Source organism: Bacillus sp. FJAT-28004 (genome assembly GCF_001280845.1).
Taxonomy (GTDB): Bacteria; Bacillota; Bacilli; order Paenibacillales; family Paenibacillaceae; genus Pristimantibacillus.
The window spans coordinates 131091-145254 of record NZ_LGHP01000002.1 but is presented as its reverse complement, the minus strand read 5'-3'; the positions used below and the strand labels follow the sequence as shown (position 1 = coordinate 145254).

13 protein-coding genes and 1 other annotated feature are annotated in these 14164 nt (G+C 42.9%); all 13 genes read right to left on the bottom strand.

Annotated elements, in window-relative coordinates:
• Positions 1 to 156: 156 nt before the first annotated feature.
• The gene (locus AC787_RS23010) at positions 157 to 1170 is read right to left on the bottom strand and encodes a S66 peptidase family protein (RefSeq protein WP_054027316.1); all 1014 of its coding nucleotides are present in this window, start codon (positions 1168 to 1170) and stop codon (positions 157 to 159) included.
• On the bottom strand, positions 1170 to 2219 hold the full coding sequence (locus tag AC787_RS23005; RefSeq protein WP_054027315.1) for a hypothetical protein: 1050 nt from the start codon (positions 2217 to 2219) through the stop codon (positions 1170 to 1172). Before AC787_RS23005 ends, AC787_RS23010 begins: the two co-directional genes overlap by 1 nt.
• A 41-nt stretch (positions 2220 to 2260) precedes the next feature.
• A complete protein-coding gene (locus AC787_RS23000) occupies positions 2261 to 3172 on the bottom strand; it encodes an NAD-dependent epimerase/dehydratase family protein (RefSeq protein ID WP_082361068.1) in 912 nt (303 codons plus the stop codon).
• Positions 3173 to 3228: 56 nt separating this feature from the next.
• On the bottom strand, positions 3229 to 4092 hold the full coding sequence (locus AC787_RS22995) for a MerR family transcriptional regulator (RefSeq protein WP_054027314.1): 864 nt from the start codon (positions 4090 to 4092) through the stop codon (positions 3229 to 3231).
• Complete coding sequence (locus AC787_RS22990; protein WP_054027313.1) at positions 4089 to 5015, bottom strand: phosphotransferase; 927 nt, start codon at positions 5013 to 5015, stop codon at positions 4089 to 4091. The genes AC787_RS22995 and AC787_RS22990 overlap by 4 nt, the downstream gene beginning before the upstream one ends.
• Positions 5016 to 5147: 132 nt before the next feature.
• Positions 5148 to 5534, bottom strand: a complete 387-nt coding sequence (locus tag AC787_RS22985; RefSeq protein ID WP_054027312.1) for a glyoxalase/bleomycin resistance/dioxygenase family protein — start codon at positions 5532 to 5534, stop codon at positions 5148 to 5150.
• A 58-nt stretch (positions 5535 to 5592) separates the two neighbouring features.
• Positions 5593 to 7236, bottom strand: coding sequence for a methionine--tRNA ligase (metG, locus tag AC787_RS22980; RefSeq protein WP_054027311.1), 1644 nt, complete (start codon positions 7234 to 7236; stop codon positions 5593 to 5595).
• Between the two features lie 43 nt (positions 7237 to 7279).
• Positions 7280 to 7541: a binding site (T-box leader), on the bottom strand.
• Positions 7542 to 7669: 128 nt separating this feature from the next.
• A complete protein-coding gene (locus AC787_RS22975) occupies positions 7670 to 9136 on the bottom strand; it encodes a serine hydrolase domain-containing protein (protein ID WP_082361067.1) in 1467 nt (488 codons plus the stop codon).
• Positions 9137 to 9174: 38 nt separating this feature from the next.
• Positions 9175 to 9648 (bottom strand): GNAT family N-acetyltransferase, encoded by a 474-nt coding sequence (locus AC787_RS22970; protein WP_054027310.1) that lies wholly within the window; start codon positions 9646 to 9648, stop codon positions 9175 to 9177.
• The gene (locus AC787_RS22965; RefSeq protein ID WP_054027309.1) at positions 9645 to 10247 is read right to left on the bottom strand and encodes a GNAT family N-acetyltransferase; all 603 of its coding nucleotides are present in this window, start codon (positions 10245 to 10247) and stop codon (positions 9645 to 9647) included. The genes AC787_RS22970 and AC787_RS22965 overlap by 4 nt, the downstream gene beginning before the upstream one ends.
• Positions 10248 to 10381: 134 nt before the next feature.
• Entirely contained in the window at positions 10382 to 12223 is a 1842-nt protein-coding gene (locus AC787_RS22960; protein ID WP_054027308.1) for an ABC transporter permease, read from the bottom strand.
• A 9-nt stretch (positions 12224 to 12232) separates the two neighbouring features.
• Complete coding sequence (locus AC787_RS22955) at positions 12233 to 13039, bottom strand: ABC transporter ATP-binding protein (RefSeq protein ID WP_054027307.1); 807 nt, start codon at positions 13037 to 13039, stop codon at positions 12233 to 12235.
• Between the two features lie 132 nt (positions 13040 to 13171).
• A complete protein-coding gene (locus AC787_RS22950; RefSeq protein WP_054027306.1) occupies positions 13172 to 14116 on the bottom strand; it encodes a helix-turn-helix transcriptional regulator in 945 nt (314 codons plus the stop codon).
• Positions 14117 to 14164: the final 48 nt, after the last annotated feature.

The following is a 14164-nucleotide window of genomic DNA, read 5'->3' as shown; positions in this document are numbered from 1 at the left end:
TTAGACGAAAGTTGAGTTAATTATACAGAAAAAAGGCACAGATTCCTCAAAAATCTGAAGATCTGTGCCTTTTTAGTTTATGAGGAACTTTTTCAGTGCCCACACTTGCTTAGGGTCATCTCTTTTCTGAAATCGCATCTTTTTTGACTTTTTTCGCTATTTAAAATACTGCCTGACTATACCTTTCCCCTCATCAACTTCCACTTCTGCATAGGCACCGTTTATGAGCGTAATTTGTGGAGGGACATGCCCGCAATCCACATCATAAATAATCGGAATTTGAAGCTCGTCAGCGAGCTCATTATACACATCTTCAATAGTATAACCATCCACGGGTTGATTTGCTGGACTCCGCCCGAACAAAATGCATGGGCTTTGCTCAAACCAGCCTGCCAGCTTCATTTGGACCAAGGATCTGCGTAAATCTACTGTCGATAACTCACAGTTTTCGAGGTACCACAAAATAGGCTCACCATCGATAAACTGCTCTCGAAAGGCTGATACATCACCATAAGGTGTACCGACTAAATGTCTGATCACATCAATACAGCCTCCAAGTAAACGCCCTTGGGTCTTCACTTGTTGGTTTGAGGTAGATTTCCAGTATGTAGGCTCGTTCAAATGAAATACATAGGGTGTAGGTTTATCGTGCTGCCATTCTTTTTGATAGTTGTTAGACGAATATTGAATAATAGATTCTCCTGCCTTAGTAGATAAAACCGGTTGCCACATGGCTGTCGTCTCATCCGAATATTCGCCTCTTAAATCAAATAAATTAGCACCATGTGCAGTCGCTATTCCTGTCTTTAACGTAGTCGCAAATAGCAGCACGCTTATATCTGAATAGCCCATTATCCATTTATCATTTAAGTGGTTAAAATCTATATGTTCAAGCATCTCAATCAACAGCTCGCCTCCCCATGGAGGAATGATGATATCAATGTGATCGCTGCTCATCATTTCATTAAACTCATCCGCTCGTTTTTTGGCTGTTGATGATTTGGCTTTATTTTGCGTCCAAACCGTCTCCCCGCAAATGATTGAATACCCTTTCGTCTCCATACGACTGCAAGCTAGCTTAAACGAGTCATGCATATGAGCAGAAACCCCATACGATGGTGCGGTTACGCCTATCGTTGCTCCTTCTTCAAACTGCGGATATTTTATCATCATTGTCCCCCAGCATAAATGTCTTTTAAAATAGAGAAAGCGTCATTCTCTAATGTCATTAACTCTTTAACGATAGTTATACATTGCTCTTTTTGTTTCACTTCACGCTCTCGCGGCTCTTGATACGGATACATCTCTTTCAACTTATTAGATCGAGAGACAACCTCGCTATACGTATGGATTAACTCGTTTAAGCTTTGTTCTTCCATACCTGATGCTTTTCCCTTTAATTCCGTCAGGAACAGCACGGCATGACTCCTAGCTTCGCACAAAATCTCGATAAATAAACTGAAATAATATTTATCCATCGTTTCGGTCGCGAGTGCGTCCAGCCACCGTTCATAAGCTTTTGCACCAACTAGATACGTTTTATCCTGCCACCGATAAGCGCCATCCTCATTTAAACGAATAACATAATCAAGCGCTTCTCTAAAAGCAGCCCGCTCGTCTACTGCTTGGATGGGCACAGCCGAGTGCAAAGAAATGAGACCGCCTGTCGTGTTTCTACCTTCGTATGACTCTCGATCCTTCACACAGTTTATACAAGGACAGCGGCTTAGACCTAAGAAGTTCCAAGGTATTGCATCTTCGCTGTGCTCATACCCAGTATGCCATGAATAAGTATAATAACCATTTTCATCATGGGCGTACACGACTGATGTTTGATTTTGAATATCAATATTTTTAGAAAAAACGGGCTGATTGGCTTGTAAGGCGAGTTTCGCTTTCTCCCACGCTTCTGCTTGCAATAGCTTAAAGTTTACACCATCCGCATACGTATGCAGTCCACGAACCTCTAATCCAATATTGCGAACGAGTCGAAAAACCTCCGGCTCAGGAGGTCCCCCATTGGGTTCAACTAGTCTTTCATCCGTTACATGTAAGAAAGCAAGCCCCGTCATACCATAAATCCATGCTGCCGATAGCGGCATTTGATAAAAGTCGGCCGTAGATTTAATTGCACCGATTAAAGAACTGTCCAGTCCACTAAATTTGTAATGATCAATTTTCACCAATGTATTAGCATTCCATTGATTATTTTCATTCATAAGCGCACCTCCAACTGTTCTGGGTACCGCCTTCAAAACCTCTACTCTGTTAATTCTAATGTTTTAGCTATAGCTTCCTCTAAGGGGGTTGCCGTCAAGCCATACCGTTTCGAAAATGGACTGCTGTCTATAATAAAATCATTCTCGAACTGATACAACATTTCAATGCTTTCTCGCGCTTCCGGTATGAACAATCCCCCTATTCGAAGCATCCCTTTTCCCATCGTTCGAATGTTTGCAGAATATCCAGCAAGCCGATAAGCCGTTTCAACAAACTCTCTTGTTGTAACCGTGTCAGCATTCGGAACATGCCAGGCACGGCCATATGCATCCTCATTTTGACTTAACACAACAAGCGCTTTCCCAAAATCATCGATAAACGTATACGTATGCTTCTTATCCGGATTACCCATGACCGTGCAAGCTTTGCCTTTCACGATCCGTTTGAAAATCCGCGAACCAACAGAAGAATTGTGAACATTCGGTCCGAAAAAATCCGCTCCTCGCCCCATCGTCACCTGCAGCTTGCCCTCTTGATAGAGCTGCAGCAGTCGATTGGACATGTCCGCCCGTACTTTACCCTTTTTAGTAACGGCTGAGTATGGTAAACCTTCATGCATGCTCCCTTTAACCTGCCCATACATATATACGTTTTCGGCAACGACCAGCTTTGCTCCTGCAGCTATGGCCCCCGATACGATATGCTCCTGAAAAGGCAAAAACAAATCATTCCATTTCTGATATGGCGGCTGCGCACACTGAAAGACAATCTTTGCTTTTTTCATAATTGCCTTTGTCTCATCCTTATTCATTACATTCGCTTGCTCTAATCTCACCCCTGAAGGCACAGTAGCTTTCCCGCTCAAACTAACCATTTTGACGGGTTCTCCAAGGGCAACAAGCTCCCTCATTACGGCCTTGCCCAGCGGACCCGTTCCCAAAATCACATTCATATTGTTTTTTTCCTCCCTATCCTTGGTGGATAAAAACAATATAAACCCTATAGTAACTATAGGGTCAACACTTTCCGAACAGAAACTTGAAGCTCCACAATAAACTCCTCCGGCTTCATCATTTGAGCCATATCAACCAGATACAGCTCAATCGACGGACCCGTTTCGATGTAGTTATGTTTCTCCATCCACTCCAGCAATTTGCTATAAATCCGTTTGCACGATTCTGCGTTCGGAATTCCGCAATAAAGAGCCGTAATATATTCGCCTTCAGGGATGGTACGGCTAAAGTCGTTTGGAACATGTCCGCCCAAAGCGTCAGTAGAAATACAAAATTCCAGATCGGAATCATCACGGTCGAATATCAAAATATTTTCATGGTAGATCGTCATCAATTGTTTTGGAATGAATCCGTTTGAGTCAGCTCGCTGAAATAATTGTGTAAACTTCACGACCGACGCTTCCATCCCGCAGGCTGATCTACTGCGATCAGATAGGACGAACCGCTCAGGCAATTGTTTTAGTTCCACTAAAACATCGAGGTCTCTAAGTTCATGGCCTAAATCCAGCAGATAATTAATTTGGTTCGTTCTCTTTCCAATCAATTGTACAATTTGCTCTAATTGTACAATTTCAGAAATCATGTTCTTTCGTTTTAATTCAAGCTTCTCTACTAAACTATGCAAGCTTCCACTTTTTAAAGTTGCCTTTATTTCGTCAAGCGAGAATTGCAATGTTTTCATGTCTTGGACGATTTTAATATAAAGAAGTTCAGAATTGGAGTAATAACGATAACCTGTGGATTTGTCAGTATGGCTGGGTATCACCAAGCCGATCTTGTCGTAAAAGCGCAGCGTTTGAACAGCGATATTACAAATCTTTGCCGCTTGGCCTATGGAGTAGAATTGATCGTTGCTCATGGAATATTTCCCCCTTTGACAAGCCGATTTATTAATAGGTCTATCTGCTGCAAAATGGGTACCGCTAATTCTAGTTGTTTCGTTGCAAACTCCAAATCACCATGCCCTGCGAGCGCAAAATCTAAATTGCCTAATGTAGACATCAGTATGCGTGCGGAAACCATAATTCCAAAAGCTTTTTGATCAGAAACCAATTCGGAATACTCCAGCATGTATGTGAAGGTTGGCTCTTGTGTTCCGCCGAACAAAACAAGGTTGCCAACATAGGAGGCTAGGTCCCAGTAGGCGGGCATTAAGGATACATCCTCAAAATCCATCCAGAGCCAGCCCTCTGGACTCGGTATCAAGTTTCCTGCATGGGCATCCCCATGACTTGGTTGTAACAAGTCTGGCTCAACTCGCATCTGCTCATCCATATTATGAAAAACTTGCAATAAAGCTTGTATTCGTTGATCGGGGTTTTTTCTCAATCTTTGTGCTGATTGACAAGTGCGCTCCCATACACCAAGCATAGGAACTTCACCTTCGAAGTCCTTCATTGCCGTGGAAAGTTTGTTTATGAGATCAACAGCTTCGCTCGGTGATGGAGGTTGTAATGCCGTAGGAGGGACATAAGTCCACAGCGTAAGCCAAGCTCCGGCCACGTTATGAGGTCCTGCCTCAACAAGGCTAGTTGGCAGCAACACGGGGACATCCTTGGAATGGAGGTAACGCGCTACACTCAGCTCTCGATCCAGTATCTTGTAGGCAAACTCTTCATCTGCTTCGGAGAGAACAGTAGCTATTCGTGCCACAATGGGATAAGGAGCTAGATGAATAATTAGATTCCCACCCTCACAAAGCTCAATAGGTGTAATATCTGTTAATCCCCATTCAATGGCCGTAGATAATAATTGTATAACAAGCTCTTTTTTTATTGGCAATACAGCAGCTCCTTAATTAAGATATACATTCATTTTAGCTTCGCTGCTGTATCGTTCAAAGGTAAAAAACGTTTAATAGTCAACTCTAGGCAAGTTCTGTCCATGCCATTTCTCATCGCTTCCTGTTCATCTTCACCCACCGAATGCAATGCGATAACCGTTATTGTCGACAATGGTGAGCTCACTCCATCCATCTGACCAATGCGGTCCTTGCACGATTTTCACATCTTTTGAGATAAACAACTCATGTAATTGTCTTAATCCCTCTGGATTCGTATAGCAGAAGGCGTCAAAATAAAGCCCGCCTTCTACTGATGAGCTGGGCCGAATGTCACTTTTTAATCTAGCTTCGTGCAAGATAAAAGTGACATCTCCATAGTTCATATGCATGTGTCCACCGATATTTTCTGGAGTAAATCCTATTTCCTCATAGAAATGTACGGAATCTTGTAAATCGGCTACTAGAAAAACCAATGATGGTCCTTTCAAATGAACCAAATTCGCCCGGCTATGTTCCATCTTTATACCAACTCCCAAAATTTATTATTTATTCTAACTATTGTATCAAAAAACCTGTTCATTTATCAGCCACATGCTTCAATGCATTCGTTTCTTCTTCAATGCGACCAACGTCAATACGCTCAAACAATAGCTCTAAACTTTGAATTTTTTGGTTAGCAGCTACAGTAATGAGCCCCCAGCTAGGCTCAGGAAGCGATAGAAACTTTCTTGTTTTCTCACATGAGAAAGGAATGAACGGGTTCAACAATTGAGAAAGATTCGCTATAATTTGCACACAAGTATTTATAGTATAAGCACAAGCCTCTCGATTTTCTTTGATCTGTACCCATGGCTTTTGTTCATCAAAATATTTGTTTGCTCTGCGAATATAAACAAAAATTAGCTCAATCGCTTCCTTGAGTCGTCCTTCTTCAATGAGGGCACCTGACTCTCCATACAAAGAATCAATGGCTCTCATCCATTCCTCACTGTGCTCACGTTCTGGAACGTTTCCTTCAAAAGATTTATTTACAAACGCTAATGTACGATTTACTAGATTGCCAAATGCACCAAGCAATTCTCCATTGTGACTGTGAATGAATTCTCGCCAAGAAAAGTCAGTATCCCTTTTCTCTGGTCCGTTTGCGATCAGAAAATAACGAATAGAGTCTGGCTCATAGCGCTTCAAAATGTCCGGCACCCAAACCGCCCAGTTATTGCTTGTGGAAAACTTTTTCCCTTCCAGCGTCATGTATTCACAAGAGATCATTCGATCAGGTAAATGAAGATCTTCGACGCCTAAAAGTACAGCCGGCCAAATTAGTGTATGAAAAGGGATATTGTCTTTGCCATGGACATAATAAGCGGTTATTTCCTCATTTCCATCCTTCCAGAAGGACTCCCAGCTTCCGCCTGTCTCAGCAGCCCACTGCTTGCTTGCAGATAAATACCCGCTGACTGCTTCGATCCAAACGTAAATTTTTTTATCCTCAAACCCTGCAACCGGAACCTCCACGCCCCAATCTAAGTCCCTTGTCACCGCACGATCTTGAAGCCCTTCGGCTAAATATCTTCGCGTTAATTGTACTGCATTTTCTTTCCAACCTTGAGCTTTTTCGGCATATTCAGTAAGTTCCGCTTGGAAGGAAGAGAGTGCAATATAATAATGTTCCGTTGGGCGCTCAATTGGAGGATTCCCACAAAGCTTGCATGTCTTGTCTGATAGGTCTGCTGGGTCAAGTAGTGTTGAACAAAAATCACATTGGTCGCCTCGCGCACGGTTGCTGCAAACAGGACAAATCCCTTCTACATATCGATCAGGCAAAAATCGTTGGTCTGTTTCACAATAAGTCTGTTGGATTGTTTTTTTATATAAATGTCCTTTTTCCAGAAGTGACAAAAATAAATCTTGAACGACTTGATGATGAAACGGCTGATCCGTTCTTGTATACAAATCATACGTAAATCCAAGTTGTTTAAAACATTCGGCAAACTCCTGATGATATCGATCCGCAATATCCCCCGGAGAAACACCCTCTTGAATAGCCTGCACCGCAACAGGTGTACCGTGGCAGTCACTTCCAGATACGTACAACACCTTATTTCCTTTTGCGCGGTAATAGCGTGCCAGCACATCTCCAGGTAATAAACTTGCCAATCTTCCCAAATGCAATGAACCGTTCGCATAGGGCCATGCACCGCCAATAAACACATTTGTCATCATAACTCCTCCTTTTTTTGACAAACAAAAAAGCCCTCAATCCCAAAGGGACGAGAGCTGTGCTCACGCGGTACCACCCAATTTTATTAATGCCTTGCGACATTAACCTCTTCAGGTACGATGCATATGCATGTATACCCTAGCACAGTAACGGGTGCGGGTTCCGGCGCAGCCTACAACCATATGAGGTTTCGATGCGCAGCTCAGAGACCATATTCCCAAGGTTATTCTTTACCCCTTTTCAGCAACTGGGGCTCTCTGTAAAAAGACATCGCCGTGGTACTCTTTCTCATCATAGCTTTTGTTAGAATATTCAATTTATTGGAATTATACTCAAAATGTTTTTTTAAGTCAAGATGATTATGCATCTTCACATGTCCCTGCTCATGCCTCTGAATTTCCGCTTAAGCGCATTGCTCTGCTATTCACTAATCTAAACCTGCACACCAATTAATTCGTACTCATCAAAGCCAAATGACATGTTATTCGTATATTTAAGTTCTATTTTATTATCATAAAAGCGAACGAAATAAATTACCACATACGGGGTTTCTATGTAGATCAATGTAAGAGATAGTTGGTAACTATCTATCCAACAAGCTTGTGTGACCACTTCCTGATCATGTGTTGCCAAATCCTTCGTAAAATGATCTGTTGAATGGATTAAGCTGTTGAAGTTAAACGGATACGTCTTCACACTCTGATCGTCAAAAATAAGCTTAAACTGAAATTCGCTCCCACTTGATGTAAAATGCAGCTGAGTGAGCATTTGTGTATTATCCATAAATGAAAAATGAAGATCATTTAAGCAAATCGTATGGTTAGGCTCGCTTCTTGGTGTAGTGTACGGGAATGTCATATTCGAGAGATGCTGATCTAATTCTGCTTTTTGTTCAACGTGGTCAAAGAGGATATCCGTGTCTAGTGGCAGGAGGATATGATCATAAACTAAATCTAGCAACGTTTGAAGCTGCTTCATGGAAGAAAAGCTGGATGTTGCTGCAATGACAACCTGATGTTTGGGCGACACAAAACATAACTGTCCATACCCGCCATTTCCCATGAAGCAGCCGTCACGACACATAAAAAATTGATAGCCATACCCTTGGGAAAAATCAATCCGCTCTTCGTCTCGTGATGTATCGCTTTGCTCGCTAGTGGCAAGTAAAATGTATTGATCAGAAACGATTCGATGGCCGTTAAATACACCTTTGTTTAGCAGCATTTGTCCAAATTTCGCTATCCCTTCAGTAGGTATACTCAGTCCCATTCCCCCAGCAACGATACCAAGCGGACAGGTTTCCCAAGAAGGGCTTGAAATGCCAAGCGGTACAAACAAATGAGGCATTAAATAATCGATTAACTTTTGCCCAGTTACTCTCTCAAGGATAGCCGATAACATATAGGTAGAATGCGTACTGTAACGGTAGTAGGTTCCTGGCTTATGCTCCACTTCCATTGCTAAATAAGCTTTAACCCAGTCCGTTTTCTCCGCTACGCTTCCGTAAATATTGTCATGATGACCGGCATTCATCGATAGAAGATGGTGAATCGTCATTTCAGCTAAGTTGTCCGAAATCGTATGAGGCAATTTGTCAGGAAAAAATGATATGACTTTGTTGCTTACATCCAGAAGTCCCTCGTCACAAGCAATGCCTATTGCGATTGATGTAAAACTTTTGCTGAGTGAGAATAACAGCTGCGGATTGCCCTGACGATAGGGATCACGGTAAAACTCGGAAGTAGCTTTGCCGTTTTGCATCAATATAAAGCTGTTCAAATTTAAGTTTAGTTGATTGATTTGAGCAAAAAACGCAAGCAACGACTTCGATGACAAACCATGATTTTCTGGTCGATCCGTTTCCATAACGCTTATCAAGCCTTTAACACCGTTATGCATGAATGCAATCACCCACTCTTTTATACTCAACGAATCTACTAGCCCAATTGTTTAATAAACGTCACTCTATCATAACCACTTCTAAAATAATCCTTTTCATGATTGCTTACTTCAAAGCCAATTCGACGATAAAAGGTTAGCGTATCTTCATTACCTTCATGACCCAACGTATAAAGAATGATTTTATGCTCATTCAACTCGTTCATTTCGCTGCAAATCGTAGAAATCAAAGCTTTACCGACACCTGCTCGTTGAAAGTCCTTTTTCACGACTACGCCTACGATTTCATAAAGACCTACTTCATCATTAAATAGGTATCCTGCATGCCCCATAATTTGATTGTCATCGGTATAGGCTACATAATATTGGCTTTTACCCGCTGGAGCTTTTGCAAAGTCCTCCCACCGAGGCGGATATCTTTCAATAACGAAGTTCGGGAATTGCAGTGGATGCTCCATAAATATATTAATTACATCTTGTTGATCATTACTCTCAAACAACCGAATATTCATATTTTATTATCCTCCTGTTCGCAACGAACCTTTTCTTGCTGAGCTATAAATTCATCCTTCGTTAATCCAAATAAAATTAAATCTTTATATTCTCCATTGGTATAAATGACTTTCCGGCGCACACCCTCTTGCTGGCAGCCAAGTTTTATCATCATATTAGTTGAGCCTACGTTGCCTTCAAGCACGTAGTCATTGAATTTATTAAGCCGTCTCTCCATAAAAGCATACTTTAAAAGAATTCTCATCGCTCTTGTCCCATATCCCTTGCCTCGGTGATCTCTATCAATTTGTATGCCAATACTAAACGTGCCGTTTTTCTCATCGATGCTATTCAGATTAAGGCCTCCGACATTTTCAGCGTTTCTATTTTCAATCGCAAACATGATACGCCTGTTATCCGTAGAGAAATCAGCATACGTTTCAGCGAAATTTTTGGCCTCGGCAATCGTAGGCGGCAACTCTACCGTACACTCCAAAAGTCTCCGAGCTGGAGTATCGAAACGGTTGAAGTAATGTCCTTCCCAATCAGCAGCCTGAATGGCTCGTAATCTAATCTCCTCATCCTGCCAAAAATATTGACTATAATCTATTTCTCTCATGTGATCCTCCCATAATCAATAGTAGTATTAAGCGCTATTATACATAAAATTGAGATAAAACAGGAAAATATTTGTAGTATTAGAGCAACACAAAGAGCCCCACGGGTCATTCATTCCGAGGGCTCTTTATTTTGTTATTTTGAATGCGCAGCCTTGTCCCGCTTAGACAGCACGATGTTCTGGTACAATCGGACTGTCAATAAATAGTAAGCAGCATAGATAGCCGCGAACAATGCAATGGGAATCCATAAGCGATAATAAGGCTCACTTAATATAAATGAAAAGAGATTCATACCGACTAGAACATGCGTGAGCCCAACGATGCCAGGAAATAAAAATACGAGGAACAGCTCATGATAGATTGATCGTGACAGTCTCTCTCTCCTTACGCCAAGCTTGCTGAGCATCTCATAACGCTGAACGTCCTTTGCTGCACCTGATAATATTTTGAACATTAAACAGCTCGCCATCATAGCAAGAAAGGCGATGCCAAGGAAGAAGCCCATAAAGACAGTGCCGCTAGCGATGCCTATGGCATTCTCATAGTTTTTGTACTTGCTCCATGACAGATACTCACCCTTCGACTTCTCTGCTTCCAACTGGTCAAGCTCTTTCCATGACATACGATGAGCGAGGAAATCGCCTGTTCTTCCGATCACGACGACCTGTTCATTAGCCCCAAGCTTTGCAAACTCGCCAGCGTCGACTAGCTTGTAATCGTATTTCATGGGCGGTGAAATCTCCCAGAGGAAATTTCGCCATTGTTGGCTAGACATCTCATCGATATCCGCCTCATCTTCAGCGCCAACCGAATCGGTGGGAAGAGGTCCCTTGATTTGTTCTAATTCATCCCAATATTCCCGGCCCTGCTGGGAATGAACGAAAGGCCGCTGACTATCGAGGTCCTCTTTCGCATAATAAATCAGCTCGTTCTCTATCTTGTAGCGATACTTGAACTGCTCCTTAAACGGAATAGAACCGAGTATCTTGGTTTCCTCCGCATTCGGGTTATGCACGATCGCGTCATAAACGCGGTAGCTCTCTCCCCTTATTTGCGCATCGTTCACAAACGCCATACCTCCGGCAATTGCGCCTGCTCCGAGTGCAATCAACATCGCTACCGTAGCCAGCAGCTTCGTTAAACCATTAATTCGGAAGCTCAGCTGGCCGAATGTGAAAGCGCGGATTCCTCGCGTTTGATTTCTCTTTTTCATCCTAACCACAAGAGGCGGGAGCAGCATCATAAACAGGAGGTAAGTCCCGAGCGGTGTCATGAATGTAGCTGTATACAATCCGATCTCCCTTAGCTGTTCCATAAACGTAAGGGAGAAGTAACCGAGTCCCAAAGCGATCATTCCGACGATGCTAAGTACAATTTTCCATGGGCTGCCTCCCCATAACCGATCTGCTTGCATATTGCCATGCACGAGATGCAATACCTTCATGCGGGACAGCTTCAGCTGATTCCATATCGCAGATAATCCAAATAGACAAGTAAAGAAGATGATTGTAAATAAAATGGCTGGTCCAAAAACGGCATGGTAACCTACCAGACTCGTCTGAAGCTGCTTAGCCATTAGATGTCCGACTAGCCTGGATAAGCCAAACCCGAGCGCAAGCCCAACTGCTAGTGAAATAATGCCGAGAGCAATCGTCTCAATAAACATTAAAGTACGTATTTTACTTTTGCGTGCGCCTAAAACTAGATAGAGTCCAAACTCTCGCTGACGCAGCGACAGCAAAAAGCTGTTGGCATAAATAATGTAGAAAAAAGTGATTGCCGAGAGCAGTACCGAGCCCAATATATAGACGAGTCCTATCGAGTTGATAACCGCATTCGCCTCAGTAAAGTCGCGGTTCCACGCCATCGTCTGGAACATATAAAAGATCGCTATCGACATGACCAGTCCGGCAAGCAGCACAATATAATCCTTGAATTTGCTCTTCATGCCGGATAAAGCTAATTTCATAAGCATGTCGTCACCTCACTGCCTTTCCGATTCGTAAACATCATCGGATGCAGCAGCGGCCGCCGCCGAGCCATAGTCGCCGAGTACGTCCAATATTTGCTTATAAAAGGTTTCACGGCTGCCCGTGCGGTACAGCTCTTTCACAAGCTGACCATCTTGTATGAATAGGATTCGTCCGCAATAGCTTGCACTGAATGCGTCATGAGTCACCATGAGAATCGATATTCGCTGTTCCTCATTCAGTCGCTTCATCGTCTCCAGCAGACTGACTGCATTTTTCAAATCAAGCGAGCCTGTCGGCTCATCACCTAGCAGCAAAGCAGGTTCATGAACAATAGCGCGAGCCGCGGCTGTACGCTGCCGCTGTCCTCCTGAGATCATCGCTGGATATTGCCCTTCAAGCGCTGTAATACCGAGATTATCCATAACTTGACGGACTTTGATTCTTATCTCACCAGCAGGTACGTCCTGCAAGGACAAAGGAAGTGCGATATTCTCATACACCGTCAGATTGTCGAGCAGATTAAAGTCTTGGAAAATAAACCCTAGCCGCTGCGCCCGGAAATCCGAAAGTTCGCGGGCTTTCATTCGCGTAATATCCGTGCCGGCGATTGAAATTGTCCCCTCCGTTGGATTATCCAACGTCGAGATTACGTTCAAGAGCGTCGTTTTGCCCGAACCGGAGGCTCCCATAATGCCGATGAACTCCCCTTCTTGCATCGTGAACGAGATATTATTCAGAGCATAAACCTGATTCACCTTATTGCTGCCGTATATTTTGGATATTTGTCTTATATCAATAACTGGATTTCTTGTTGTCATAGCTTAGTGACATCTCCTTCTGCCTTGATACCTGTACGATATCTTGCAACATACTTAGTATAAGGAAGACGCCCAAAGCATACTTAATGTAACCGTTAAGATTTTATAAGGTTTTTCTTAATAAATATTTTTCTATAGATCATACAGTTGACTCATATTTCTGATCTTCTGTTTAATATACGTGACAGCCTCATATGGTCCTACTATTGTTACATCATCCCCGAGCGGCCATATCAACTCCACATAGAGCTGCAAGTCCTCCATCGCAAGCGGAACGGATGCACTGCCCCCGCCCTCAGCATGTCGTTGTAAAAAAGGAGCGAACCGAGCATCGCTTTCAAGCAGCCATATCCCTTTTTCCTTCAATTCCAGCAGCAGCACTGTCTGTTCAAGATGATCTTTGTTAGGCACATTCAGCAAAGTCTGTTGTTCAATGTCCTCTCTCGCCTCCATCGTTTCATTGCGTGAAGCCGAGAGCATTCGATCAGCTCTAAACTGCCTGATTTCCTCTCGCAAAAAACAATAAGCAGGACAATACCAATAACCCGAACTTGCATAAAGTCCAATTGGCTGTATATCTCGTTGCAGCACGCCGCCGCTTGAGCGGTATTCTATCGTAACGATGCTGCCTGACATAATCGCCTGCAACAGTGTTTGAAGAATGCTTGGTGACATTAGTCGGTACGGGCTGTAAATAGCGACCTTGTTTTTCAAACGGTCTATCCGTTCCTTCACATCCATCGGCAAGTAATGATAGAACTTATGGAGCGCAGAGTTGGCGCCATCGCCAAATGGCAAGGAACTGAAATAATCCAAGGACTGGCATGCAAAAAACATAGCAACCGCTTCACCTTCAGTGAAGCTGATTGGCGGGAGCAATCTCTCTTGCAGCAGCCTATACCCGCCTCCCCTGCCTTGAACAGAATAAATGGGAACTCCGAGCTCACTCAATTCCTGCAAATCGCGTGTAATCGTCCGACTTGATAACTCAAATTCATCGGCTAATTCTTGCACAGTAAAAGACTTTCTAGCATTGATCATCATGATGAGCTTTATAAGTCGTTGAGACTTTTGCAAGGATAACCCTCTCTCACAGCATTTTTATTTTATATTATCACATAAATA

Excerpts from the sequence above, each read along its gene's own strand:
- AC787_RS22975 (WP_082361067.1), bottom strand. The coding sequence starts at position 9,136 with ATGCATAACGGTGTTAAAGGCTTGATAAGCGTTATGGAAACGGATCGA.
- metG (WP_054027311.1), bottom strand. The coding sequence starts at position 7,236 with ATGACAAATGTGTTTATTGGCGGTGCATGGCCCTATGCGAACGGTTCA.
- AC787_RS22965 (WP_054027309.1), bottom strand. The coding sequence starts at position 10,247 with ATGAGAGAAATAGATTATAGTCAATATTTTTGGCAGGATGAGGAGATT.
- AC787_RS22960 (WP_054027308.1), bottom strand. The coding sequence starts at position 12,223 with ATGCTTATGAAATTAGCTTTATCCGGCATGAAGAGCAAATTCAAGGAT.
- AC787_RS23010 (WP_054027316.1), bottom strand. The coding sequence starts at position 1,170 with ATGATAAAATATCCGCAGTTTGAAGAAGGAGCAACGATAGGCGTAACC.
- AC787_RS22970 (WP_054027310.1), bottom strand. The coding sequence starts at position 9,648 with ATGAATATTCGGTTGTTTGAGAGTAATGATCAACAAGATGTAATTAAT.
- AC787_RS22955 (WP_054027307.1), bottom strand. The coding sequence starts at position 13,039 with ATGACAACAAGAAATCCAGTTATTGATATAAGACAAATATCCAAAATA.
- AC787_RS23005 (WP_054027315.1), bottom strand. The coding sequence starts at position 2,219 with ATGAATGAAAATAATCAATGGAATGCTAATACATTGGTGAAAATTGAT.
- AC787_RS22985 (WP_054027312.1), bottom strand. The coding sequence starts at position 5,534 with ATGGAACATAGCCGGGCGAATTTGGTTCATTTGAAAGGACCATCATTG.
- AC787_RS22995 (WP_054027314.1), bottom strand. The coding sequence starts at position 4,092 with ATGAGCAACGATCAATTCTACTCCATAGGCCAAGCGGCAAAGATTTGT.
- AC787_RS23000 (WP_082361068.1), bottom strand. The coding sequence starts at position 3,172 with ATGAATGTGATTTTGGGAACGGGTCCGCTGGGCAAGGCCGTAATGAGG.